Source organism: Bradyrhizobium sp. USDA 3397 (genome assembly GCF_054060965.1).
Genome location: NZ_JBSSDS010000001.1, coordinates 5,969,351 through 5,991,503 on the forward strand (window position 1 = coordinate 5,969,351; position 22,153 = coordinate 5,991,503).

The window sequence follows — 22,153 nt, forward strand, 5'->3', positions numbered from 1 at the left end:
TATCATGATCAGACGAAACGCTGCCTCGATTTGCGCCATCGTCTCATTGGCTCTGGGCGGGTGCGGCGCGTCCTTGGTCGGCGCCGATCCGGTGCCGTCTGCAGCGAGGCTCGACCAAGCACATGATGTCGCTCGGCCGGAATTGGAGCGCAGCGCGGACTTCGAGAAGGTCAGCGTCGAAACCGAGATCCAGGCACCCTTGACGTCCGTAACGGCCTGGTTCGCTGACCGTGGCGCCGCCGCATTCGGCTCGTTTCTTACCGGGACTGACAATGTGCCCGGCGTAGTGAGCACCGAGTCGTTGAGCGGTGGCTGGAGCAAGCCAGGCGACCGCCGCCGAATCGTATTCTCGGACAATAACAGTGCGCTGGAAGAGATTACGGACCGCAAGCCGCAGCTTCTGCAATATCAGATATGGAATCTTACCAACCGTACCGGGCGCTACATCAGGTATGCGGTGAGCGAGCTGGAGTTCGTCGGTAACGGCCAGGCCACCCGCGTGCGCTGGACCTATTCGTTCCGGCCCAAGATCTGGCCGGACGGCTATCTCATCCGCCCTTACGTCCAGAACGACTTTCGCAGGTTCATGGAGGTCGGCTTGCAAGCAATGCGAGACAAGGCAGTGACGGACCTCGCTCAAAAGCGAAGCGCGCGGTCGTCCTGAGCGCTCTTTTGAGTCTGACCGAGCGACCAACGAGCAATCTTCCGTTCGTCATTTGATTGAGCGCAGTAGCTTTGGAGGCCCCTGATGCAATGGATCGCCGCCTTCGACTTCGGCATTCGTCTGACCCTCGTGGCCTCTTTGCTCGCGGTCGGCGCGGTCTTCGTTTACTGAACGGCCGATCATTGGATCAGGAAGGATGCACCTGCCGATGAACAGGCATCCCGACAGCGCCGCAGGCATCCGTTTTCCAATGATCAAGACAAAGGCGTGTTTGACCGGACGGCCTTCAAGACGAGTCGACGGAGCCAGGCGTGGCCCGGCTCCGAATGCGTTCGCTCGTGCCATACCATCCGATAATCGAAATTGGGAAGCTCCAAGGGAGGTTCGATCAGGCGAAGGCGCGGGTCACCTGAGAAATTTTGCGCGGCACGGCGTGGGATCGTCAAAATGAGATCGGAGGTTGACGCCACAAGAGCTGCCGTGGCGAAATAGGGTAACCGCACCGCGATGTGCCTGATATGGCCAAGCGTTGCGAGCGCGGTATCGACCGGACCAGCTCTGCCCCCAACCACGGTCACGAGGATGTGGGAGAATGCGACGTAGTCGTCCAGACGCATCCGCCCTGCTTTGGACCGCCTGACGGCGGGATGGCCGGCGCGTACCAGGCATGCGAAGCGCTCCCGGAAAAGGTCTCGGGTACGAAGACTGGTTGGGAGCGGGTTATCGCTATAGAGCGCAAGGTCGATGTTCACCTCTCCAAGGCTTCTGAAAGTCTGCGCATCGACGGGCGTGATTTCAAGACTTGTCCTCGGCGCTTCGGAAGTCATGAGATGTGCAAGTCGCGGAAGGATGACCGTCGCTCCGTAATCCGTCGTGGCAATACGAAAGACGCGCTCACTCGAGGTCGGGTCGAACTCGGACCGGTTGGCGAGCACGTCGCTGACGCCCGCCAGAGCCTTCTGTATCGGTTCGAGAAGTTCGCCGCCGCGGACTGTGGGCCGCATTGTCGTTCCAGCTTTCACGAGCAGCGCATCGTCAAAGACCTTGCGCAGCTTCGCCAATGCTCTGCTGACGGCGGGCTGACTCATTTGGCTTCGTTCTGCAGTCTTGGTGACGCTGCGCGTTTCGAGCAGCGTCTTCAAGATCACCAACAGGTTGAGATCGACGCGATAGAGGATGTCATCGGTTGACGGACGATCCACGGGCTCCTCATCGAAGGGTCACTTCTGATGCACGTTTTCCAGTTAGTGAATAACGTTTATCGCGGTGGGCCACTTTCTGCAATTCGTCGCATCCCCTAGGTTCGTGGCGTCTCAGCCGCCCGGTAGCGTCTCCGGCGCTCGGCAATTCGAATGACAGAAGGAGTTTGTCTTGAGCGCCTACTCGATCAACCGCCGCAAGATCATGCTGACCGCTGCTGCGGCGCTCCCCGTGCTGGCAACCGGCGGTGGCGCCAAGGCGGCAGCACCGGGCAGTGCGGCGAACAATGCCGGATATTATCGATTTCGCGTCGGGGACATCCAGGCGACCGTGCTCAGCGACGGGCTCCTTTCTGGCCCGCCCAGGATCTACGCCAACGATGCGCCGGAAATGGAGCTTCAGGAGGCACTGATCCGCGCATTCCTCCCTACGGACGTGATGACGCTCAATCTCAACACGCTTCTGATCGAGACGGGCGGCCGTCGCGTTCTCATCGAGGCTGGCGCAGCGCAGACGATGGGACCGAACGGTGGGCGAGTGTTTGGCAACCTCGCGGCTGTTGGCTTGAAGCCGGAGGATATCGACGTCGTCGTCGTCTCGCACACGCATCCGGACCATGTCGGTAATCTACGAAACGCCAACGGCGGCAAATCATTCCCGCGTGCAACGGTGTATCTGCCCGAAGCCGATTGGAATTTCTTCGTCCGCGGCGAGCCCGACCTTTCATACATGCCTGTAAATGCGGAATTCCGCCGACGATTCGGTGAGGCCATCAAGCGCAGCGTAGAACCGATTGCGACCGACGCCGTGTTGTATCAGGCCGGAACGGAGATCGTGCCTGGGTTGACCACGCTGGCAGCGCAGGGGCATACGCCCGGGATGGCGACGTTCCTCGTTCATTCAGGGTCAAGCCAGCTCTTGCTGACCGCCGATCTCGCATATCATCCGGTCGTCAATGTTGATCGAAATTGGCGACCAGGCCCCGATCGTGACAAGGATGCCGCATTGCAGTCGCGCCGCCGTATTTTCGACCGCGCGGCAGCGGACAAGCTTCTCGTCCTGGGATTCCATTACCCCTTCCCCGGTCTCGGCCGAATACTGAGAACCGACGGCGGCTACGCTTGGGTTCCTGCGAATTGGCAGTTCGACTGAATTTCGAAGGAGGGGCGAAACCGCTGCTCCCGGCGGGGGCGGTGACACATGGGACGGATGTCCTGCAGAAAAAAGTAAGGCGCGACTGGCATCACCACAGTCGCGCCCTACGTCGCCGGCTTATGGGGCAGGGGGGAATAGCCGGCTGCTGAGATGACTCCTGCGCGCGAAAGTCGTTCCAGGGCTCGCGAATTATTTTGCCGGTCTGCGGCATTTTCCGCACACGGTTAAGTGATCGTTGCTGTTGAGAACCCCCGATCCTGCGGCGGCGTTGTTCCCGTGCCCGCCATGGGGCGAGGGATCGGCAGCCATGTCACAGATTCAAAAGGTTTTTTTGAGCGCAATTGCGGTCGTTGCCACCCTCGGTGCCGTGCAGCTGGCCTCCGGGCACGATCTCGCAGACCGCTGGCAGGCGGTCGCCGACCTCCCCAGCCACAGTTCCAGCGTCGCTGTGGGCCACGACGTCAACCGCACCGCCAAGGCAGACCGGCTCGCCGAGATCAAGCCGGCAGCTGTTCCCACCCGCACGGTCTCGATGCGGCTGAATGACCTCGCGGATACGTCGGTTCTGCTGCGGGTTCCCGCGGTCATCGAGACCGGCAATGCCAAGACGCCGGTGCTGCTCCAGAACCAGAAGAAGCCTCGCAACAAGCCGACGATCGCCTGTGAGCCGATGGTCAGCTCGCTGACCGAGGTCGCAAGGCTCCTCCAGCCCGGCCGCTGCGTGACCTGACCCACCCCGCCAGGGGTGGCTGGCAGACCCAGGCTTCACATCCTCTTGATCCGCCATTGCCTCGCGCTATATCCGGGTTCCCTCCCTTTTGTTTGACCGGGTAAGCGCATGACGACGTCAGATACGGCTGTGCATACGCAGCCTTTCCAGGCCGAAGTTTCCGAACTGCTGCACCTGATGGTGCACTCCGTCTATTCGGAAACCGACATCTTCCTCCGCGAGCTCATTTCCAACGCCTCCGATGCCTGCGACAAGCTGCGCTACGAGGCCATCGCCAGTCCCGCCCTGCTAGGCGAAGGCGGCGCACTCAAGATCCGCATCACCCCGAACAAGACGGCCAAGACGCTCACGATCGCCGACAACGGCATCGGCATGGAGCGGCAGGAGCTGATCGACCATCTCGGCACCATCGCCCGCTCCGGCACCAAGGCGTTCGTGTCCAAGCTGAAAGAGGCCAAGGACGGGCTCGGCCTGATCGGCCAGTTCGGTGTCGGTTTCTATTCCGCCTTCATGGTCGCCGAGAAGATCGTCGTGATCAGCCGCCGCGCCGGCGAGAGCGATGTCTGGACCTGGACGTCCTCCGGCGGCTCCGGCTTCGAGATCGCCCGTGCCAGCGACGAGGAAGCGGCGCGCCTGACGCGCGGCACCGAGATCGTCCTGCACCTGAAGGACGATTCCAAGAAATATCTCGAGACCTACGAGATCGAGCGTATCGTCACCGCCTATTCCGACAACATCCTGTTTCCGATCGAGCTGGTGCCTGAAGAAGGCGAGCCGCGCCAGATTAACTCGGCGAGCGCGTTGTGGCAGCGCTCCAAGTCGGAGCTGACGGCTGACGATTACAAGAAGGCCTATCAGCAGATCGCCTCTGCCTTCGACGATCCCGCGATGACGCTGCACTACCGCGCGGAAGGACGTTACTCCTACGCGGTGCTGCTGTTCGCGCCCTCGACCAAGCCGTTCGACCTGTTCGAGCCGAACCGCAAGGGCCGCGTGAAGCTCTACGTGCGGCGCGTCTTCATCACCGACGATGCCGACCTCTTGCCGGGGTACCTGCGCTTCGTCCGCGGCGTGGTCGACAGCGAGGATCTTCCACTCAACATCTCGCGCGAGATGCTCCAGAACAATCCGCAGCTGGCGCAGATCCGCAAGGCGGTGGCGACGCGGGTGGTGTCCGAGCTCGAAAGCCTCGCCGACAAGGACCCGGAGAATTTTGCCAAGATCTGGGACGCCTTCGGCGCGGTACTGAAGGAAGGCATCTACGAGGATTTCGAGCGTCGCGAAAAGCTGCTGTCGCTGTCGCGCTTCACCACCACGTCGGGCGAGAAGCGGTCGCTGAAGCAGGTCATCGCCGATTTCAAGCCGAACCAGACCGAGATCTATTATCTCGTCGGCGACAGCATCGAGCGGCTGAAGTCCAATCCGCGGCTGGAAGCTGCGACCGCGCGCGGCATCGAGGTGCTGCTGCTGTCGGATCCCGTCGACGCGTTCTGGACCTCGATGCCCTCGGATTTCGAAGGCAAGCCGCTGAAGTCGCTGAGCCAGGGCGATCTCAATCTCGATTTGATTCCGCGTATCGACGATAAGGACGAGGCGAAGAAGGACGAGCCGGCTGCGGACGAAGCAGCCACCATCGCGGTGATCAAGGCCGCGCTGGGCGAGCGCGTCAGCGACGTCAAGGTCTCGACGCGCCTGACCAGCTCGGCCTCCTGCCTCGTCGCCGACAGCCAGGGCCCGAGCCGCGAGCTCGAGCGCATCTTGTCGCAGCAGAACCGCGGCATGAAGACCAAGCCGATCCTCGAGATCAATTTGCGCCATCCGCTGGTCACCGCGGTCACCAAGGCGCAGGCCGCTTCGACAGTCGTCGACGATATCAGCCTGCTCCTGCTCGAGCAGGCGCAGATCCTGGACGGCGAATTGCCGGAAGACCCGGCAGCGTTCGCGGCGCGGCTGAACCGGCTGGTGCTGCAGGGGCTCGGCGGCTAACGCTGCCTCGCAGCATCATTTCGACCGCGCTTGACCTAGGTCGTCAGGTCGCTCGGCGCGCATCGCTTCCGGCGCTGCGCGTCTCGCTCACCTTGACGTCATCAGGTCTTAGGAACAGTCGCGGACGGCGAGATGTTGTGTCATATGATGCGACGTCACCAATTCGAGGATTTCCCCATGCGCTTGTCATTCCTCACTCTTACCGCGATCTCCACGCTGCTGGGCGCGGCGGATGCCAGCGCGCAGCGATACGATCCGGCCTATCCCGTCTGCATGCACCGCTACGTCGGTGGCCCTGGTGGCGGAGGAAGTGACTATTACGACTGCTCGTTTACCTCGCTGGAGCAGTGCCGCGCCACGGCCTCGGGCCTTGCCGCGACCTGCGACCTCAATCCCTATTACGCCTTCAACGAATCGCCGCCGCCCCGCCGACGTCCCAAGAAGGTGCACTGAGCCGAGCGGGACCAAAGCCGCGACGTCTGCATTCATCACTCTTTCGACCTGATCACACCCGCCAGTACGCTGCCGGCGGGTGCGATCTTGGTTGCGGGCTGTTGACAGTTAACCGCGCCCTAACCGAGTTTACCTTGTCTCTTAACGCCTGGGTCAGGGCGCTCGGGCTAAGCTGTCGGACACCGCAGACCGCCCGAAAGAGTAAGCAATATGACCACCGGCGTCATCGAGCAGCCGAAAGCCGCGCGCGCACCGTCGGCTTCCAAGATCTGGTTGAGGGCGATCGAGCTCACGGCGCGGATCGAAACGCTGCCGGGCCGTCTGTTCGCCGACGTCGTCGACGATTGGGCGCAACGCCAGCCGAACCGCGTCGCTCTGGTGGCGGACGAGGCAAGCCTCGATTACGCAGGCCTCTCGAAGAGAATCAATCGCTACGCCCGCTGGGCGCGCTCGGTCGGCCTGTCCAAGGGCGATACCGTTGCGCTGATCATGCCGAACGGCATCGACTATGTCGCGGCCTGGCTCGGCATCAGTCGCGTCGGCGGTGTGGTCGCACTGATCAACACCAAGCTCGTCGGGCAATCGCTCGCGCACTGCCTTGATGTCGCGAAGCCGATGCATGTCATCGTTGCGCATGTGCTGACGGGAATGCTGGACAGCGCGGCTCCGCATCTGAAGACGGGGGCAAAAGTCTGGACGCATGGCGATAGCCGCAGCGAACGTGCGATCGACGTCGCGCTTGCCGTTCTCGATGACGGCCCGCTATCGCCGGAGGAGCATGGCCAGGTCACCATCGACGACCGTGCGCTGCTGATCTACACCTCCGGCACCACTGGCCTGCCGAAAGCCGCCAGCATCAGCCACCGCCGCATCCTCAATTGGGGCTTTTGGTTCGCCGGCCTCACCGGCGCGACGCCGCAGGATCGACTCTACGATTGTCTGCCGCTGTTCCATTCGGTCGGCGGCATCGTCGCGCCGTGCAGCATGCTGGCCGCCGGCGGCTCGGTGGTGATCGCCGAGAAATTCTCGGCCTCGCATTTCTGGTCCGACATCGTCCGGCACGACTGCACGCTGTTTCAATATATCGGCGAGCTCTGCCGCTATCTGCTCAAGGCCGCGCCCTCGGAATACGAGAACCGGCACCGCCTGCGGCTCGCTTGCGGCAACGGTCTGCGCGGCGATATCTGGGAGGATTTCCAGGCGCGTTTCGCCATTCCACGCATCCTCGAATTCTACGCTGCGACCGAAGGCAATTTCTCGCTGTTCAACGTCGAGGGCCAGCCGGGTGCGATCGGCCGCGTCCCGGCGCTGCTCGCGCACCGCTTTCCTGCAAGTCTCGTCAAGCTTGACCCCGATAGCGGCGCGCCGCTGCGCAATGAAGAGGGCTTCTGCATCGCCTGCAGCCGCGGCGAGGCCGGCGAAGCCATCGGCCGCATCGGCACCGCGGACGAGGGCGGTGGGCGCTTCGAGGGCTACACCGATGCCGGTGAGACCGAGAAAAAAGTCTTGCGTGATGTCTTCGTCAAGGGCGATGCCTGGTTCCGCACCGGCGATCTGATGCGGATGGACGACAAGGGATTCTTCCATTTCGTCGACCGTATCGGCGACACGTTCCGCTGGAAGGGCGAGAATGTCGCGACCTCGGAGGTGAACGATGCCGTGCGCGATTTCACCGGCGTCGTCGATGCCACTACCTATGGCGTCAGCATTCCCGGCGCCGACGGCCGGGCCGGCATGAGCGCGATCGTCGTGAACGAGGGCTTTGACATCGCCGCGCTGCCCGCCCATCTCGCGCAGCGCCTGCCGGTCTACGCCCGCCCGCTCTTCATCCGCATCTCGCGCGAGCTCGACGCCACCGAGACCTTCAAGCAGAAGAAGGGCGAGCTCGCCCGCGAAGGGTTTGATCCGGCTGCGGTCTCCGATCCGCTGTTCATGCTCGACCCGACATCGGGCGCGTACGTTGCGCTGGACGCGGAGACGTATGCGGCCATCTCGGGCGGTACGATCAGGCTGTAGGGCAACCAAAATCGAGAGTTAGGTCCAATTTTATCTGAATTGTCCAAGAAGCCATTTACTTCTGTCGGGTAAACAGACCGCGATGGGGAGGCGGTCAGCAAGAGCCGCCGCAACAACGAGATCGATAACAAAGCGAGCCAACCATGTCGGTAAGGTCAAAGGTCATTGAAGCGATCCAGCAGATCGCCAAGGAGCAGCACGTCACGCTTCCCGCCCTCTCGGACGATCTGTCCCTGCATGAGACGGGCTTTGACTCGCTCGCCTTCGCCATCCTCGTCGCCCGCCTCGAGGACGAGACCGGCGTCGATCCCTTCACCATTTCCGAGGACGCAGCGTTCCCCGCCACGGTGGGCGATTTCGTGCGGGCCTACGAAAATGTCCCCGCGTGAGATCTTTGCACTTCGCGACCATCTTGGCGCGGAGCTGAAAGGCCGCGCGATCTCCGATGCACATGATGTCGTGTCGCTGACCGACATCCTGTCGCAGACGGTCTTGGGCGGCCGGCTGCACGACCTGTCCGGCCGCGCCGTGCTGCTCAAGCTGTCGGACCAGCTCCGATCCGGCCTAGCCATGATCGAGCTCGACGGCATCGCCCGCCGCATGCTGTTGTGTCCGCCCGACCTCAATCCGGCGCATCTCGACGCCTTGATCGCGGATGCGGGGATCGATGCCGTCGTCACCGACGAGCCCGATTGCTGGGCGGCGTCCGGCGTGCCGCTGGTCGTCACCGCGCACTTGCCGCCGCAAGCCGCGGCGCCTGCCAAGACCGAGCGGGGCACCGAATGGCTGATGTTGACTTCGGGCACCTCGGGCGTGCCAAAGATCGCCGGCCATACGCTGGAAGCCTTGACCGGTGCGATCGTCGCCGAAGGCCCGTCGCGCGGACCTGCACCGGTCTGGGCAACGTTCTACGACATCCGCCGCTATGGCGGCCTGCAAATCTTTCTCCGTGCCATCCTCTCCGGCGGCTCGTTGGTGCTGTCCGATCCCCATGAGGCGCTCGCCGATCACGTCGCGCGGCTGAAGGCGCGCGGTGTCTCGCATATCTCCGGCACGCCCTCGCACTGGCGCAAGCTCCTGATGAGCGGCTCGGCCGCGCAATTCGCCCCGGCTTACGTCCGCCTCTCCGGCGAGATCGCCGACCAGGCCGTGCTCGACGGCCTGAAGGCGGCATTCCCCCACGCGTCCGTCGGCCATGCCTATGCCTCGACCGAGGCCGGCGTCGGTTTCGCCGTCAATGACGGGCTGGAAGGCTTTCCGGCCGACTATCTCGGCAACCGCGACGGCGTCGAGATGAAGGTAGTCGACGGCTCGCTGCGCATCCGCTCAACGCGCACGGCCCATGCCTATATCGGCCGCAATGCGGCGTCGCTCACCGACGACGACGGCTTTGTCGATAGCGGCGACATCGTCGAGCTGCGCGGCGATCGCTATTATTTCGTCGGTCGTCGTGGCGGCATCATCAACATCGGCGGACTGAAGGTCCACCCCGAGGAGATCGAGGCCGTGATCAACCGCCATCCCGACGTGCGGATGTCGCGCGCGAAGTCGCGCAAGAGCCCGATCACCGGCGGCATCGTCGTCGCGGACGTGATCCTCGCTGAGGGCACCGATCCGGCGCGCGCAAAAGATATCCGCGACCAGATCCTGGATCTGTGCCGTGCCCAGCTCGCATCCCACAAGGTGCCGGCGGTGCTCCGCTTCGTCGAGGCGCTCGACGTCACCCCGGCCGGAAAACTGGCACGCACCGATGCATAACGTTCTCGTCACCGGCGGCAGCCGCGGCATCGGGCTTGCAATCGGCAAGCGTCTGGTTGCTGCCGGCTTCAACGTGATCGCGGCAGCGCGGCGCGAAAGCGACGAGCTCAAGGCGGCCATCGCTGCCGCCGACGGGCGCCTGCATTTCCGCGCCTGCGATCTTGCCGTGATCGATGCAATCCCGGCCTTCGCAAAGCTCGTGCGCGACGAATTCGGTCCGATCTACGGCCTCGTCAACAATGCCGGTCTCGGCACCGAAGGCCTGCTGGCCACCATGCACAATTCCGAGATCGAGGCGCTGGTGCAGCTCAACGTGCTGTCGCCGATCATCCTCACCAAATATGTGGCCCGGCAAATGATGGCCGACGGCGCGGGGCGCATCATCAACATCTCCTCGATCATCGCGACGACAGGCTATAACGGCCTGTCCGTCTATGGCGCGACCAAGGCCGCCGCGACCGGCTTCACCCGCTCGCTGGCCCGTGAGGTCGGCAAGCTCGGCATCACCGTGAACGCGATCGCGCCAGGCTTCATCGACACCGAGCTCACCCACAATCTCTCCGAGGAAGGCCGCAAGCGCATTGCGGGCCGCAGCGCGTTGCGCCGGCTGCCGGAGACGGACGACGTCGCGCGCATGGTGGAATACCTTTTGGGCGAAGGCGGCCGCAACGTCACCGGGACCGTGTTCACCATCGACGCGGGCAATACCGCCTAAGCGGAACCCGACTGCCACAATTGCGTTGACCACGCGCAATGACAGCTAGCCGGATTTGGTCGTAAGATGCCCCGCAATCGATTGGTTTACGTCAATCGATCTGCCCTAAACGACGGGGAGCAGTCGATGGCCACTTCAAACATGACCGCTTCAAGCCGGGTCCTGAAAGAGCCGGTGCGTGCGAAGTCGGATGAGGTCCGCTGCCCGCCGATGTCGCATCAGAATTCCGGCGATCACGGCCACGAGGCGTATCCGCAGCAATTCGTGCGCCTGATCGGCTGCCACGACGTCCCTGCATCCCAGCTGCGCAAGCGTCAGGACGAGAAGCTGCACTAGCCGCTCACGGCCGCTGCTTCGGCAGGTCAATCCGCTCGTGTGAAGATTCCGGCGGTTCTTCGGTGAGGCGGCGGATGCGGCGCTCGCGCATGGCAGAGTCCTTGCTGTTGAAGTCGGACACCTCGATTTTCCCATGCAACCCCTTGGGGCCGCGCGACGATAGCCGCTCTCCCCCGTGGTCGTTTGACGCCGATCAGTGATCGCGCCGGGGCATTGCAAGGCGGCCGCATCTTGTTGTCCGGGCCACTTTCGGCCAATGATCGAAAGGGGGCGCGAGCCAGCGAACCCGGATCGATCCTGCCACGTATTTTGTTTCGTATTCCAACCGTCCGGCAATCCCGATGAGCTCAGGCGAGTCCTTCTATGGCGGCATTCCCGTCTTCCGAGGCTTCACCAGCCTGATGGATCCTGCGCTCTATGCGCCGCTGCCGGACGACTGGAGCATCGGTGTTGCCGATATCGTCGATTCGACCAAGGCGATCGCGGCGCAGCGCTACAAGGCCGTGAACATGGCGGGTGCCGCCGTGATCGCGGCGGTGACCAATGCGCTGGAGGGGCGGGAATTCCCCTTCGTGTTCGGCGGCGACGGAGCCAGTTTCGCGGTGGCGCCTGACGATGTCGAACTTGCCCGCCAGGCGCTGGCTGCGACCGCGACCTGGGTGCGCGAAGACCTCGATCTGACCCTGCGCGTCGCCTTGGTGCCGGTCAGCGTCATTCGCACACACGGCCTCGATGTGCGCGTCGCCCGGTTCGGGCCGTCGGCCAACCTGTCCTATGCGATGTTTTCGGGCGGCGGGCTCGCCTGGGCCGACGCCGCGATGAAGTGCGGCGAGTTTGCCGTCGAGGAGGCGCCTGCCGGCACGCAGCCGGACCTTTCGGGCCTGTCGTGTCGTTTCGAGGTGATGCCGGCGGCGCGCGGCCTGATCCTGTCGGTGCTGGTGATGCCGGCGCGTGGCGTCGATCCGCAGGCCTTCCGCAAGGTGATCGAGGACATCATTCATCTCGTCGAGCGAAGCCCGGAGGGCGGCCGGCCGGTGCCGCCGCAGGGGCCCCCGCTGAAATGGCCGCCGCAGGGCGTGGAATTCGAGGCCCGCACCAGGCGCGGCGGTCCGCTGCTCGCGCGCAGAGCCAGCGTACTGGCCTATACGCTGTTCGCCTATCTCATCATGCGCTTCGATATCAAGATCGGCGGTTTCGTGCCCAGCCTCTACAAGCGCCAAGTGGTCGAGAACTCGGACTTCCGTAAATACGACGACGGCCTGCGCATGATCCTGGACTGCACGCCGCAGCTCGAGCGCGCCTTGAACGATCGTCTCAAAGCCGCCGCGCGCGAGGGCATCGTGCGCTACGGCCTCTACCAGCAGGACGCTGCGATGATGACCTGCTTCGCGCCGTCGGCGCTGCGCAGCGATCACGTCCATTTCATCGACGGCGCGCGCGGCGGCTATGCCTCGGCGGCGACGGCGTTGAAGGCGATGATGGCAGCGGGTTAGCGCCCCGCGCGCGTCCAGGTCTCACCGCCGCAGAGCGCGCCGACGCAGCCTTCGACCCGTAGCGCGTCCGCGCCGGTCAGGCTGACGTTGCTCGCATAGGTGCTGCCGTCGTCGGCATTGTAGATCTGGCCCGACCATTTGTTCGGTCCTGCCGGCTCCATGCCGCTGAACAATGGCAGGCCGATCATCGGACGCCTGGCCAGCGCGGGATTGGGATTCTTGCTGTCTGTGGCGGGCTGGCCGGTCGCGCTGTCCATGGGTTCGCGCAGCCAGACGATGTGGCCGCAGATGCCGCCGCCGCATTTGCTGATCTTGACGCGCGCATCGCCCGCCTGGGTGAGCCAGGTCCCTTCGGCGCTCTGCGCATAGGCGGAAGGCGCACCGATCAACGCAGCCAGAATGACGGTGAGAGCGGCGAATCTGAATGTCATGGAGAGGAGCCCTGGAATGGAGGCGCCTCCATAGCAGCAAATCGAGCGCGCGCAACGTCCGAGGGAATCACATTTCTGAGCTTACCTGCCTGCGCCTATTTATCTGCGATCATTTGCCCCAGCGCGCGAAGGCGACCGAGGCGGCGGTCGAGAGCCCGAACACGACCATGGCGCCGCCGACCAGCGCGAACAGGGTCCAGGCCGGAGCCTGCGCGGTCATCAGTCCGATACCGCCGATCGCGACGATCAGAAGCCGTGCCGTGGAGGCGAGCACGGGACCGCCGACGCGTGCGGCGCCTTGCGAGGAGAAGTAAAGCGACACGCCCATGCCGAAGAATACGAAGGCCGGACCTGCCCAGTGGAAATAGCTGTGCGCGGCGGCGGTGACGCCGGGATCGCGGGTGAAGAGCCCGACCCACAGCGACGGAGCGAGCGCAACGACGAGCCCGATCAGGCCCACCGTGAGTCCTGAGGCCGCAGCCGCGGTCCAGGCGACACGCCGCGCTCGCTTCACATGCCCGGCGCCGATCGCCATGCCGACCATCGGCACCGAGGCGATGCCGAAGGCGAAGGTGATTGGGATCAGCAGAAATTCCAGCCGCGAGCCGATGCCGTAGCCGGCCAGCATCTCGGTGCCGAAGGTCGCGAGGATCTTCGTGAAGATCAGAATGGTGAGCACGGTCTGGAGCGGCGACAGGCAGGCCACCGCGCCCACTTTGAGAATGTCCAGGAACATCGCGCGCTCGAAATGGAAGGCGCGGAGATTGAGCGGCAGCCGGCTGCGGCCTGACATCAGATACCAGAGGAAGAACAGTGCCGCGCAGCTGAACGCGATCAGCTGGCCGCTCGCCACGCCCGGCATGCCGAATTGCGGCACGCCGAACAGGCCGAGCCCCAGCGTGCCGCCGAGCACGATCTGCAGCACGCTCGCCCCGATCAGAATCATCGAAGGCAGGCGCATGTCGCCGGTACCGCGGATCACCGAGGCCAGCGTGTTGACGAGCCAGATCGCGACCGCGCCGGAGAACAGCACCTGCGAATAGCCGCTGGCCTCTTCGAGCACGCGCTCGCGTCCGCCGAGCAGCGAGAAGAAGGAGCGGCCGAAGGCGAGCATCATCACCGTGAAGAACAGCCCGCCGCAAAGGCCGATGATGGCGGCATGCAGCGCCAGCGTCGCGGCGCGGTCGCGATCCCCTGCGCCGAGCGCGCGGCTGATCGCAGAGGAGACGCCGCCGCCCATCGCGCCGGCGCTCATCATCTGCGTCAGCATCGCGAACGGAAACACCAGCGCGATCGCAGCAAGGGGGATGGTGCCGAGCCGGCCGATATAGGAGGTCTCGGCTACCGCAACCAGCGTGCTCCCGACCATCGCGATCATGTTGGGGATCGCGAGCCGCAGCAGCGTCGGCAGGATCGGCGCGGTCAGGAGGCTGGCGATGGGGGAGGCGACCGGCGCAACCGGCGGGACGGCATCTGCTGGGGCGTCGATCGTCATGTCCACCGGGCGGAAAATTAAATGATGACCGACATATTATAAGAGAATGAGCCGGCCGGCGCAGCCCTGGCTCACGCAGGGCTCACCATGGCAGGCCGCATAGGTCGATGGTGCCCAGCGTCGGCGCGCACGATGTGGAAGACATAGGGCGCCATGTAGGTGAACCGGATCCGCCCTTCCGGCTGTTCGCAATAGACCTCGCCTTTGAACGGCAGCCAGCTCCGGGCCTCGTAGAACGCGAAATTGTGCGGCTCGCAGAACAGTAGGGCGAACCGAACCGCCTCGTTGGCGCGCATGGTATGCACCGCCGCGTCGATCGCCATGGTCGCATAGCCACGGCCGCGCTGATCCTCGCGCGTGGAGACGCCGCCGATGCCGCCGATATGAACCTTCTGTCCATTCCAGGTGATGGTGCGGAAGTAGATGCCGACATGGCACACGAGACCATCCTCGGGCGTCTCGACCAGCACGCGGAGATCGGCATTGGCCCATTTGACACGAGCCCAGGGCTTGCCTGCGACGAATTGCGGTCCCCAGACCGCCTGAAGTAGCGGCTCGGCGATCGGCCACGAGGCGTCGCCGTTCAATATGTCGATCTCGATGCTCATGGCCTCGTCCTCCACAGCTCCGCTTCGTGGCGCGTTTGTTCTGTCTTAAGCGCCTCAAAGGCAATGATATTTTACAGCGAACCGCAGGTCTGATCACGGCGGCCGGTTGCGACGAATTTGTGCATTCAAGCAGGACGCGCCAAGTCACGCCTTTTCGCAAATTCTGAGGTATTTAATGGCCGCGGAACCTTCTATAAGGGGTGACCGTTAGAACTCGTTCCCCACCAGTTGCGGACAAGAAGCCATGACCTTTACGCTGCCCCCACTCCCTTACGCCTATGACGCCCTCGGCCAGTACATGTCGAAGGAGACGCTGGAATATCACCACGACAAGCATCATCAGGCCTACGTCACCAACGGCAACAACGCGCTCAAGGGGACCGAATGGGAAGGCAAGTCCCTTGAGGAGATCGTCAAGGGCTCGTTCGGCAAGAATCCCGCGGTGTTCAACAATGCCGGCCAGCACTACAACCACATCCACTTCTGGAGCTGGATGAAGCCCAATGGCGGCGGCACCAAGCTGCCGGGCAAGCTCGAGAAGAAGATCAACGAGGACCTCGGCGGCTTCGAGAAGTTCAAGACGGACTTCCAGGCAGCCGGCGTCGGCCAGTTCGGCTCCGGCTGGTGCTGGCTCCAGGTCAAGAATGGCAAGCTCGAGATCTCCAAGACCCCGAACGGCGAGAATCCGCTGGTGCACGGCGCCACCCCGATCCTCGGCTGCGACGTCTGGGAGCACTCCTACTACATCGACTATCGCAACCGCCGTCCCGATTATCTCAAGGCGTTCGTCGAGAACCTCGTGAACTGGGAATACGTGGAGTCCCTATTCGAGAAGGCGTGAGCCCTGCTCCGTCATCCCGGGGCGATGCGTAGCATCGAACCCGGGATCTCGAGATTCCGGGTTCGGCTTCGCCGCCCCGGAATGACAGAAACAAAGGCGGTCGCAGGCGCGACCGCCTTTTTGCTGTGCGGAATTGCCCTGCGCGGCGCGCGCATGGGTCTGTCGTCACACCGTTTGCATCCCACCGGCGGCGCCCTTAATCAGGACGGGCATCACCTTCGAGCGACTCTAGCCCGTTGTCAGAACCTTCCCCGAACAATCCGGCGCCTGGCGGCGACGCGGAATCCGAGCCGCGGCCGGGCCGGGTCCGCAAGCCGATCGGCTGGTCGACCATCATCATCGCAGCTCTGGTGGCGGTGAGTGCAGCACTGGTCTGGCGGCGGGACGGCACTGACGGCGTTCTGGACATCCTCACCCACGATCTCTCGTTGTTCTCCGGCATCCTGCCGCGCGTGCTCGCCGGCTGCCTGTTAGGGGCCTTCATCTCGGAAATCCTGCCGCACGAGAAGGTCTCGCGCTCGCTCGGGCCGAAATCCGGCCTGATGGGCCTGCTGATCGGCACCGCCTTCGGCGCAATTCTGCCCGGCGGTCCCTTCACGGCCTACCCGGTGGCTAGTGCGCTGCTCGCGGTCGGCGCCGATTTCGGCGCCACCATCGCCATGGTCGTGAGCTGGACGCTGATCGGCTATGGCCGGGCGGTCGCCTGGGAAATCCCGATCATGGGCACCGATTTCACGCTGTGGCGGATCGTGATCTCGCTGCCGCTGCCAGTGCTCGCCGGCGCCCTCGGCCGCTTCGTCTATGTCAGGCTCTATCCGAAGCCGCTCGCGAAGGACGACGAGAGTTGAGCGCAGCGCTTCTGATCGACGTCCTGCTGTGGGGTTCGGTGCTCGGCGTCGGACTGATCGCCTTTCGTCGTGGGCGCCCGGTGCTCGTGGCCTCCTTGCGCGAAGGTACGATGGATTTCGTCAACATCGTGCCGCGGATCGCGCTTGGCGTGATCGGCTCCGGCTACATCGCCGCCATCATCCCGCAGGAGGTGATCACCAGCTGGCTCGGCCCGGATAGCGGCTGGCTCGGGGTTGCCACCGCTGTGGTCGCCGGCGCCGCCACGCCCGGCGGCCCCGTGGTCGGCTTTTCCATTGGCGCGGTGGCGCTGAAGTCGGGCGGCGGCGTGCCGCAGGTGGTCGCCTACGTCGTCGCCTGGGCGCTGTTCGCCTTCCAGCGGGTGATCCTGTGGGAGATCCCGTTCATGCCGGCCCGTTTCGTCTGGTTCCGCTGCGCCGTGTCGGTGCCGTTCCCGTTCGTGGCGGCCGCTATCGCCATGGTGATCGGCAAGCCGTGAAGCGGAATGGCAGCCCGCCGTGGACAGTCGTAATGTTATAATATAACGTCCGCAAATGGCTCCCGCCGCGTCTCACGCCCACCAGCACGACCATGCTCATGGCCATTCCCATGGTCACGGCCATGGACATTCGCACGGGCACGATCACGCCCACGCCCATGTCCACGATGCGGCCTCGCCGCATCCGGCCCAGGCCGCGCCCTGGTCGATCCTGCGCATGACCATGGCGGGCCGCCTCGCGGCCGCGCTCGCCGTCTGTGCCGTGCTGTGGGGCATCGTCTTGCTGGCGATGAGGTGACGATGGCCGCGTTGCACTTTCACAACGTCACGCTCGGCTATGACCGGCACCCCGCCGTGCATCATCTCAGCGGCGAGGTCGCGCCGGGCGCGCTGGTCGCGGTGATCGGCCCGAACGGGGCCGGCAAGTCGACGCTGCTGCGCGGCATCGTCGGCATCCTGAGGCCGCTCGACGGGACGATCCATCTCGGCGGGCTCGATGCCCGCGACATCGCCTATCTGCCGCAGAGCGCGGAGATCGATCGCAGCTTCCCGATCTCGGTGCTCGATTTCGTCGGCACCGGGCTGTGGCGCGGCACAGGCTTGTTCGGCGGCATCGGCAAGGCCGCGCGCGACAAGATTCTCCGGGCAATCGGAGCCGTTGGCCTCAGCGGTTTCGAGAACCGCCCGATCGGCACGCTCTCCGGCGGTCAGATGCAGCGCGTGCTGTTCGCCCGTGTGCTGCTCCAGGATGCCAGCCTGATCGTACTCGACGAGCCCTTCAACGCCATCGACAGCAAGACCACCGCCGATCTGCTCGCGCTGGTGAGGCGCTGGCATGGCGAGGGTCGCACCGTGCTCGCCGCACTGCACGACATGGAGATGGTGCGCAATCATTTCACCGAAACGCTGGTGCTGGCGCGCGGCCCCGTCGCGTGGGGCCCGACGGCGGAGGTGCTGACGCCGGAAAATCTGCTGGTCGCGATGCGGATGTGCGAGGCCTTCGACGACAGCGCGGCGGCCTGCGCGGCCGATGATATCAGCTCGCGGGCGGCCTGATATCCGATGCTCTATGACGCGCTGATCGGTCCGTTCACCGAATTCGAGTTCATGCGGCGCGCGCTCGCCGCGGTGATCGCGTTGGCGCTGGCGGGGGCGCCGATCGGCGTGTTCCTGATGCTGCGGCGGATGAGCCTTGTCGGCGACGCCATGGCACATGCGATCCTGCCCGGCGCCGCAATCGGTTTCCTGCTCTCCGGCCTCAATCTGTTCGCGATGACCGCTGGCGGCCTGATCGCCGGCTTTGCCGTCGCGATCCTCGCTGGCGTCGTCGCACGCTCGACCGGGCTGAAGGAGGACGCCTCGCTCGCCACCTTCTATCTCGCTTCGCTTGCGCTCGGCGTCACCATCGTCTCGATCAAGGGCACCAACATCGATCTCCTGCACGTGCTGTTCGGCAACATCCTCGCAATGGACGATCAGACCCTGCTCGTGGTCGCCTTCAACGCCACGGTGACGCTGCTGGTGCTCGCGGTGATCTACCGCCCGCTGGTGATCGAGAGCGTCGATCCCCTGTTCCTGCGCACGGTGAGCCGGGCCGGGGGCCCGGCCCATCTCGCCTTCCTCGCGCTGGTCGTCATCAACCTCGTCAACGGCTTTCAGGCGCTGGGCACGCTGCTGGCGGTAGGACTGATGATCCTGCCTGCGGGCATCGCAAGGTTCTGGTCGCGCGATCTCACCGCGATGATCTGCATCGCCGTCATTGCTGCTGCGGTCTCCGGCTATGCCGGCCTCGTGCTCTCATTCCAGACCCGCGTGCCCTCGGGCCCTGCGATCATACTGGTGGCGACGGTGCTCTACATCGTCTCCATCCTGTTCGGCCGCGTCGGCGGCATCGTCCGGCAGCTGTTTCCCGGCCGGCATCTGGAAGCATGACGATGCGGATCATCCTGGTCTTTGCACTGTTGCTGATCGCCTCGCCGCTGCAGGCCGCGGAGCGGCTCAACGTCGTCGCGAGCTTCTCGATCCTCGGCGATTTCGTCCGCAATGTCGGTGGTGACCGCATCAACCTGACGACGCTGGTCGGGCCCGACGGCGATGTCCACGTCTATGCGCCGACCCCTAGCGATGCCAAGCGGGTCGCGGCGGCGAAGCTCGTCATTGTCAACGGGCTCGGGCTGGAGGGCTGGCTGCCGCGCCTCGTGCAATCCTCCGGCAGCAAGGCGAAGGTCGTGACTGCAAGCGCCGGCATCACGCCGCTAAAAATGGGTGCGGCCGCTGATCCCCACGCCTGGCAGTCCATCCCGAACGCCAGGATCTACGTCACCGACATTGCAAGCGCGCTCGCCGCGGCCGCTCCTGACGACGCGGAGTTCTTCCGCGGCCAGGTCAAGGCCTATCTGGAAAAGCTCGAAACACTGGACCGCGAGGTCCGCGACGCCGTCGCAAAAATCCCGCCGGAGCGGCGCAAGGTCATCTCCACCCATGACGCCTTCGGCTATTTTTCCGCCGAGTACGGTATCCGGTTCATCGCCCCCCGGGGCGTCTCCACGGAGACCGAGCCGAGCGCGCGAGATATCGCCGCCATCATCGGCCAGATCAAGGCCCAGAAAATCCCCGCCGTGTTCCTTGAAAATATCAGCGACGATCGCCTGATCCGGCGGATCGCCGCCGAGACCGGCGCCAAGGTCGGCGGGACCCTGGTTTCGGACGGTTTGACCGGCGAAAAGGGCCCTGCACCCACTTACATTGACATGGTCAGGCACAATATAAAGGCCCTGACCAGCGCGCTTGACCATTAGGGCAGGGGCCACCCCGCCTCGCGTCGCGCGAAAAAGCCTTGAAGTCCGGAGTTGTTATGTCTGACGCGACCTCCCAAAAGATTCCCGTGACCGTGCTGACCGGCTATCTCGGCGCCGGCAAGACCACGCTCCTCAACCGCATCCTGTCGGAGAACCACGGCAAGAAATACGCCGTCATCGTCAACGAATTCGGCGAGATCGGCATCGACAACGACCTCATCATCGGCGCCGACGAGGAAGTGTTCGAGATGAACAACGGCTGCATCTGCTGCACCGTACGGGGCGACCTCGTCCGCATCATGGACGGCCTGATGAAGCGCAAGGGCAAGTTCGACGCCATCATCGTCGAGACCACTGGCCTCGCTGATCCCGCGCCGGTCGCGCAGACCTTCTTCGTCGACGAGGATGTGCAGAAAAACGCCCGGCTCGATGCGGTCGTGACGGTCGCCGACGCCAAATGGCTGTCCGACCGGTTGAAGGATGCACCCGAGGCCAAGAACCAGATCGCCTTTGCCGACGTCATCGTTCTGAACAAGACCGACCTCGTCAACAAGGGCGAGCTCGCCGAGGTCGAGGCCCGTATCCGCGGCATCAATCCGTATGCGAAGCTGCATCGCACCGAGCGCTGCGCGGTGGCGCTGGCCGACGTGCTCGACCGCGGCGCGTTCGATCTCGACCGCATCCTCGACATCGAGCCTGATTTCCTGGAGGCCGACGATCATGACCACGATCATGATCATCACCATCATCACGGCCACGATCACCATCACCATGATCACGGTCACGGCCTGAAGCACTATCACGACGAGGAGATGCAGTCGCTCTCGCTCAAGACCGACAAGCCGCTCGATCCCAACGTGTTCATGCCCTGGCTGCAGAACCTGGTGCAGGTCGAGGGCGGCAAGATCCTGCGCTCCAAGGGCATCCTCGCCTTCCACGACGACGACGACCGCTACGTCTTCCAGGGCGTCCATATGATGCTGGAGGGCAACCACCAGCGGAAGTGGAAGGAGGGCGAGCCGCGCGAGAGCCGCCTCGTCTTCATCGGCCGCGAATTGCCCGAAGAGGCGATCCGCAAGGGTTTCGAGAGCTGCATCGTCTCGTGATGAAAGAGTTTACGCCCGCGCCCGAGTCCGCTTCGATCGTTTCCGTCACCGACCGCGTCAAGCCGATTGCGCTCGGCATGGCAGTGACCTCGGTGCATTTCCTGAAGGATCGCGCCGCCTTCGTCGGCGGCGAGGAGAACGTCGCATTCGTCGATGCCAATTGCGAGATCACCACGGTTGCCGTGCATAGCGGCGGCATTCTCTCGACCGCCTCCGACGGCAAGCGCCTCGTCATGGGCGGCGACGACGGCAAGGTCGTCTCGCTCGATGCCAAGGGCGAGGTGACGCTGCTCGCCACCGATCCCAAGCGGCGCTGGATCGACGCGGTGGCGCTGCACGCCGACGGCGCCTTCGCCTGGTCGGCCGGCAAGACCGCGACCGTCAAGAGCGGCAAGGCCGAGGAGAAGTCGATCGACGTGCCCTCGACCGTCGGCGGCCTTGCCTTCGCGCCGAAGGGCCTGCGGCTCGCTATCGCGCATTACAACGGCGTGACGCTGTGGTTTCCGAACATGGCGGGATCGGCCGAATTCCTGCCCTGGGCCGGCTCGCATCACGCGGTCACCTTCAGCCCCGACAACAAATTCCTGGTCACCGCGATGCACGAGCCGGCGCTGCACGGCTGGCGGCTCGCCGACAACAGACACATGCGCATGACCGGCTATCCGGGCCGCGTCCGCTCGATGTCGTGGAGCGCCGGCGGCAAGGGGCTGGCGACCTCGGGCGCCGACACGGTGATCATCTGGCCGTTCGGCAGCAAGGACGGTCCGATGGGCAAGGAGCCCGCGATGCTCGCGCCGCTGCAGGCGCGCGTCTCCGCGGTCGCCTGTCATCCCAAGAACGACATTCTCGCCGCCGGTTACAGCGATGGTACGGTGCTGATGGTCCGGCTGGAGGATGGCGCGGAGATCCTGGTCCGCCGCAACGGCACGCCGCCCGTGGCCGCGATCGGCTGGAATGCGAAGGGCACGCTGCTGGCTTTTGCCGACGAAAATGGGGACGGCGGTCTGCTCGAGCTTTAATCTG

The 22,153-nt window shown here is 64.3% G+C and carries 23 protein-coding genes and 1 pseudogene; 20 read left to right on the forward strand and 4 right to left on the reverse strand.

Features of this window, described 5'->3' with window-relative positions; genetic code table 11:
• Positions 1–4 precede the first annotated feature (4 nt).
• A complete protein-coding gene (locus tag ACVWYQ_RS27575; RefSeq protein WP_404545767.1) occupies positions 5–664 on the forward strand; it encodes an SRPBCC family protein in 660 nt (219 codons plus the stop codon).
• Positions 665–918: 254 nt separating this feature from the next.
• Here the strand turns inward: ACVWYQ_RS27575 and ACVWYQ_RS27580 are convergent, their stop codons facing one another.
• On the reverse strand, positions 919–1,866 hold the full coding sequence (locus ACVWYQ_RS27580) for a LysR family transcriptional regulator (RefSeq protein WP_404545769.1): 948 nt from the start codon (positions 1,864–1,866) through the stop codon (positions 919–921).
• 202 nt (positions 1,867–2,068) lie between these two features.
• Between ACVWYQ_RS27580 and ACVWYQ_RS27585 the strand changes: the two genes are divergently transcribed.
• From ACVWYQ_RS27585 to ACVWYQ_RS27630, 10 genes are all read left to right on the forward strand, one after another.
• Positions 2,069–3,016 carry an MBL fold metallo-hydrolase gene (locus ACVWYQ_RS27585; protein ID WP_275498098.1) on the forward strand — a complete coding sequence of 316 codons (948 nt, stop codon included), beginning with the start codon at positions 2,069–2,071 and terminating at the stop codon, positions 3,014–3,016.
• 310 nt (positions 3,017–3,326) lie between these two features.
• Positions 3,327–3,749, forward strand: coding sequence for a hypothetical protein (locus ACVWYQ_RS27590; protein ID WP_404545770.1), 423 nt, complete (start codon positions 3,327–3,329; stop codon positions 3,747–3,749).
• 108 nt (positions 3,750–3,857) lie between these two features.
• Entirely contained in the window at positions 3,858–5,735 is a 1,878-nt protein-coding gene (htpG, locus tag ACVWYQ_RS27595; RefSeq protein WP_456726570.1) for a molecular chaperone HtpG, read from the forward strand.
• Between the two features lie 177 nt (positions 5,736–5,912).
• Entirely contained in the window at positions 5,913–6,188 is a 276-nt protein-coding gene (locus tag ACVWYQ_RS27600) for a DUF3551 domain-containing protein (RefSeq protein WP_271545764.1), read from the forward strand.
• A 210-nt stretch (positions 6,189–6,398) separates the two neighbouring features.
• On the forward strand, positions 6,399–8,204 hold the full coding sequence (locus ACVWYQ_RS27605; RefSeq protein ID WP_404545773.1) for a long-chain-acyl-CoA synthetase: 1,806 nt from the start codon (positions 6,399–6,401) through the stop codon (positions 8,202–8,204).
• Positions 8,205–8,347: 143 nt separating this feature from the next.
• Positions 8,348–8,593 carry an acyl carrier protein gene (locus ACVWYQ_RS27610; protein WP_015688794.1) on the forward strand — a complete coding sequence of 82 codons (246 nt, stop codon included), beginning with the start codon at positions 8,348–8,350 and terminating at the stop codon, positions 8,591–8,593.
• A complete protein-coding gene (locus tag ACVWYQ_RS27615) occupies positions 8,580–9,962 on the forward strand; it encodes a class I adenylate-forming enzyme family protein (RefSeq protein ID WP_404545776.1) in 1,383 nt (460 codons plus the stop codon). Before ACVWYQ_RS27610 ends, ACVWYQ_RS27615 begins: the two co-directional genes overlap by 14 nt.
• On the forward strand, positions 9,955–10,677 hold the full coding sequence (locus tag ACVWYQ_RS27620) for an SDR family NAD(P)-dependent oxidoreductase (RefSeq protein ID WP_157282950.1): 723 nt from the start codon (positions 9,955–9,957) through the stop codon (positions 10,675–10,677). Before ACVWYQ_RS27615 ends, ACVWYQ_RS27620 begins: the two co-directional genes overlap by 8 nt.
• 126 nt (positions 10,678–10,803) lie before the next feature.
• Positions 10,804–11,013 (forward strand): hypothetical protein, encoded by a 210-nt coding sequence (locus ACVWYQ_RS27625; RefSeq protein WP_456726571.1) that lies wholly within the window; start codon positions 10,804–10,806, stop codon positions 11,011–11,013.
• A 341-nt stretch (positions 11,014–11,354) separates the two neighbouring features.
• The gene (locus ACVWYQ_RS27630; RefSeq protein WP_456726572.1) at positions 11,355–12,506 is read left to right on the forward strand and encodes a DUF3095 domain-containing protein; all 1,152 of its coding nucleotides are present in this window, start codon (positions 11,355–11,357) and stop codon (positions 12,504–12,506) included.
• Here the strand turns inward: ACVWYQ_RS27630 and ACVWYQ_RS27635 are convergent.
• The 3 genes and pseudogenes from ACVWYQ_RS27635 to ACVWYQ_RS27645 all read right to left on the reverse strand — a co-directional run bounded on the left by ACVWYQ_RS27635 (position 12,503) and on the right by ACVWYQ_RS27645 (position 15,040).
• Positions 12,503–12,937: a DUF2147 domain-containing protein gene (locus ACVWYQ_RS27635; RefSeq protein WP_157282941.1), complete on the reverse strand. Its 435-nt coding sequence runs from the start codon at positions 12,935–12,937 to the stop codon at positions 12,503–12,505. The genes ACVWYQ_RS27630 and ACVWYQ_RS27635 overlap by 4 nt on opposite strands.
• 109 nt (positions 12,938–13,046) lie before the next feature.
• Entirely contained in the window at positions 13,047–14,432 is a 1,386-nt protein-coding gene (locus ACVWYQ_RS27640; protein ID WP_271545754.1) for an MATE family efflux transporter, read from the reverse strand.
• 82 nt (positions 14,433–14,514) lie between these two features.
• Positions 14,515–15,040 (reverse strand): annotated as a pseudogene (locus ACVWYQ_RS27645) (GNAT family N-acetyltransferase).
• 244 nt (positions 15,041–15,284) lie between these two features.
• Between ACVWYQ_RS27645 and ACVWYQ_RS27650 the strand changes: the two are divergent.
• The 9 genes from ACVWYQ_RS27650 to ACVWYQ_RS27690 all read left to right on the forward strand — a co-directional run bounded on the left by ACVWYQ_RS27650 (position 15,285) and on the right by ACVWYQ_RS27690 (position 22,149).
• Positions 15,285–15,881, forward strand: coding sequence for a superoxide dismutase (locus ACVWYQ_RS27650; RefSeq protein WP_027573470.1), 597 nt, complete (start codon positions 15,285–15,287; stop codon positions 15,879–15,881).
• A 236-nt stretch (positions 15,882–16,117) separates the two neighbouring features.
• On the forward strand, positions 16,118–16,729 hold the full coding sequence (locus tag ACVWYQ_RS27655; protein ID WP_271545750.1) for a permease: 612 nt from the start codon (positions 16,118–16,120) through the stop codon (positions 16,727–16,729).
• Positions 16,726–17,226 carry a hypothetical protein gene (locus ACVWYQ_RS27660; protein WP_271545748.1) on the forward strand — a complete coding sequence of 167 codons (501 nt, stop codon included), beginning with the start codon at positions 16,726–16,728 and terminating at the stop codon, positions 17,224–17,226. Before ACVWYQ_RS27655 ends, ACVWYQ_RS27660 begins: the two co-directional genes overlap by 4 nt.
• A gap of 55 nt (positions 17,227–17,281) precedes the next feature.
• Positions 17,282–17,524 (forward strand): hypothetical protein, encoded by a 243-nt coding sequence (locus ACVWYQ_RS27665; RefSeq protein WP_157282926.1) that lies wholly within the window; start codon positions 17,282–17,284, stop codon positions 17,522–17,524.
• A gap of 2 nt (positions 17,525–17,526) precedes the next feature.
• Positions 17,527–18,282 (forward strand): metal ABC transporter ATP-binding protein, encoded by a 756-nt coding sequence (locus ACVWYQ_RS27670; protein ID WP_157282923.1) that lies wholly within the window; start codon positions 17,527–17,529, stop codon positions 18,280–18,282.
• Between the two features lie 6 nt (positions 18,283–18,288).
• Complete coding sequence (locus tag ACVWYQ_RS27675) at positions 18,289–19,158, forward strand: metal ABC transporter permease (protein WP_271545744.1); 870 nt, start codon at positions 18,289–18,291, stop codon at positions 19,156–19,158.
• A 2-nt stretch (positions 19,159–19,160) separates the two neighbouring features.
• The gene (locus ACVWYQ_RS27680) at positions 19,161–20,024 is read left to right on the forward strand and encodes a metal ABC transporter solute-binding protein, Zn/Mn family (RefSeq protein ID WP_456727212.1); all 864 of its coding nucleotides are present in this window, start codon (positions 19,161–19,163) and stop codon (positions 20,022–20,024) included.
• A gap of 56 nt (positions 20,025–20,080) precedes the next feature.
• Positions 20,081–21,130 carry a CobW family GTP-binding protein gene (locus ACVWYQ_RS27685; protein WP_036036600.1) on the forward strand — a complete coding sequence of 350 codons (1,050 nt, stop codon included), beginning with the start codon at positions 20,081–20,083 and terminating at the stop codon, positions 21,128–21,130.
• The gene (locus ACVWYQ_RS27690) at positions 21,130–22,149 is read left to right on the forward strand and encodes a WD40 repeat domain-containing protein (protein ID WP_271546503.1); all 1,020 of its coding nucleotides are present in this window, start codon (positions 21,130–21,132) and stop codon (positions 22,147–22,149) included. The genes ACVWYQ_RS27685 and ACVWYQ_RS27690 overlap by 1 nt, the downstream gene beginning before the upstream one ends.
• Positions 22,150–22,153: the final 4 nt, after the last annotated feature.

Excerpts from the sequence above, each read along its gene's own strand:
- ACVWYQ_RS27675 (WP_271545744.1), top strand. The coding sequence starts at position 18,289 with ATGCTCTATGACGCGCTGATCGGTCCGTTCACCGAATTCGAGTTCATG.
- ACVWYQ_RS27685 (WP_036036600.1), top strand. The coding sequence starts at position 20,081 with ATGTCTGACGCGACCTCCCAAAAGATTCCCGTGACCGTGCTGACCGGC.
- ACVWYQ_RS27680 (WP_456727212.1), top strand. The coding sequence starts at position 19,161 with ATGCGGATCATCCTGGTCTTTGCACTGTTGCTGATCGCCTCGCCGCTG.
- ACVWYQ_RS27690 (WP_271546503.1), top strand. The coding sequence starts at position 21,130 with ATGAAAGAGTTTACGCCCGCGCCCGAGTCCGCTTCGATCGTTTCCGTC.
- ACVWYQ_RS27610 (WP_015688794.1), top strand. The coding sequence starts at position 8,348 with ATGTCGGTAAGGTCAAAGGTCATTGAAGCGATCCAGCAGATCGCCAAG.
- ACVWYQ_RS27640 (WP_271545754.1), bottom strand. The coding sequence starts at position 14,432 with ATGACGATCGACGCCCCAGCAGATGCCGTCCCGCCGGTTGCGCCGGTC.
- ACVWYQ_RS27600 (WP_271545764.1), top strand. The coding sequence starts at position 5,913 with ATGCGCTTGTCATTCCTCACTCTTACCGCGATCTCCACGCTGCTGGGC.
- ACVWYQ_RS27630 (WP_456726572.1), top strand. The coding sequence starts at position 11,355 with ATGAGCTCAGGCGAGTCCTTCTATGGCGGCATTCCCGTCTTCCGAGGC.
- ACVWYQ_RS27625 (WP_456726571.1), top strand. The coding sequence starts at position 10,804 with ATGGCCACTTCAAACATGACCGCTTCAAGCCGGGTCCTGAAAGAGCCG.
- ACVWYQ_RS27615 (WP_404545776.1), top strand. The coding sequence starts at position 8,580 with ATGTCCCCGCGTGAGATCTTTGCACTTCGCGACCATCTTGGCGCGGAG.
- ACVWYQ_RS27590 (WP_404545770.1), top strand. The coding sequence starts at position 3,327 with ATGTCACAGATTCAAAAGGTTTTTTTGAGCGCAATTGCGGTCGTTGCC.
- ACVWYQ_RS27635 (WP_157282941.1), bottom strand. The coding sequence starts at position 12,937 with ATGACATTCAGATTCGCCGCTCTCACCGTCATTCTGGCTGCGTTGATC.
- ACVWYQ_RS27585 (WP_275498098.1), top strand. The coding sequence starts at position 2,069 with ATGCTGACCGCTGCTGCGGCGCTCCCCGTGCTGGCAACCGGCGGTGGC.
- htpG (WP_456726570.1), top strand. The coding sequence starts at position 3,858 with ATGACGACGTCAGATACGGCTGTGCATACGCAGCCTTTCCAGGCCGAA.
- ACVWYQ_RS27670 (WP_157282923.1), top strand. The coding sequence starts at position 17,527 with ATGGCCGCGTTGCACTTTCACAACGTCACGCTCGGCTATGACCGGCAC.
- ACVWYQ_RS27620 (WP_157282950.1), top strand. The coding sequence starts at position 9,955 with ATGCATAACGTTCTCGTCACCGGCGGCAGCCGCGGCATCGGGCTTGCA.
- ACVWYQ_RS27575 (WP_404545767.1), top strand. The coding sequence starts at position 5 with ATGATCAGACGAAACGCTGCCTCGATTTGCGCCATCGTCTCATTGGCT.
- ACVWYQ_RS27665 (WP_157282926.1), top strand. The coding sequence starts at position 17,282 with ATGGCTCCCGCCGCGTCTCACGCCCACCAGCACGACCATGCTCATGGC.
- ACVWYQ_RS27605 (WP_404545773.1), top strand. The coding sequence starts at position 6,399 with ATGACCACCGGCGTCATCGAGCAGCCGAAAGCCGCGCGCGCACCGTCG.
- ACVWYQ_RS27650 (WP_027573470.1), top strand. The coding sequence starts at position 15,285 with ATGACCTTTACGCTGCCCCCACTCCCTTACGCCTATGACGCCCTCGGC.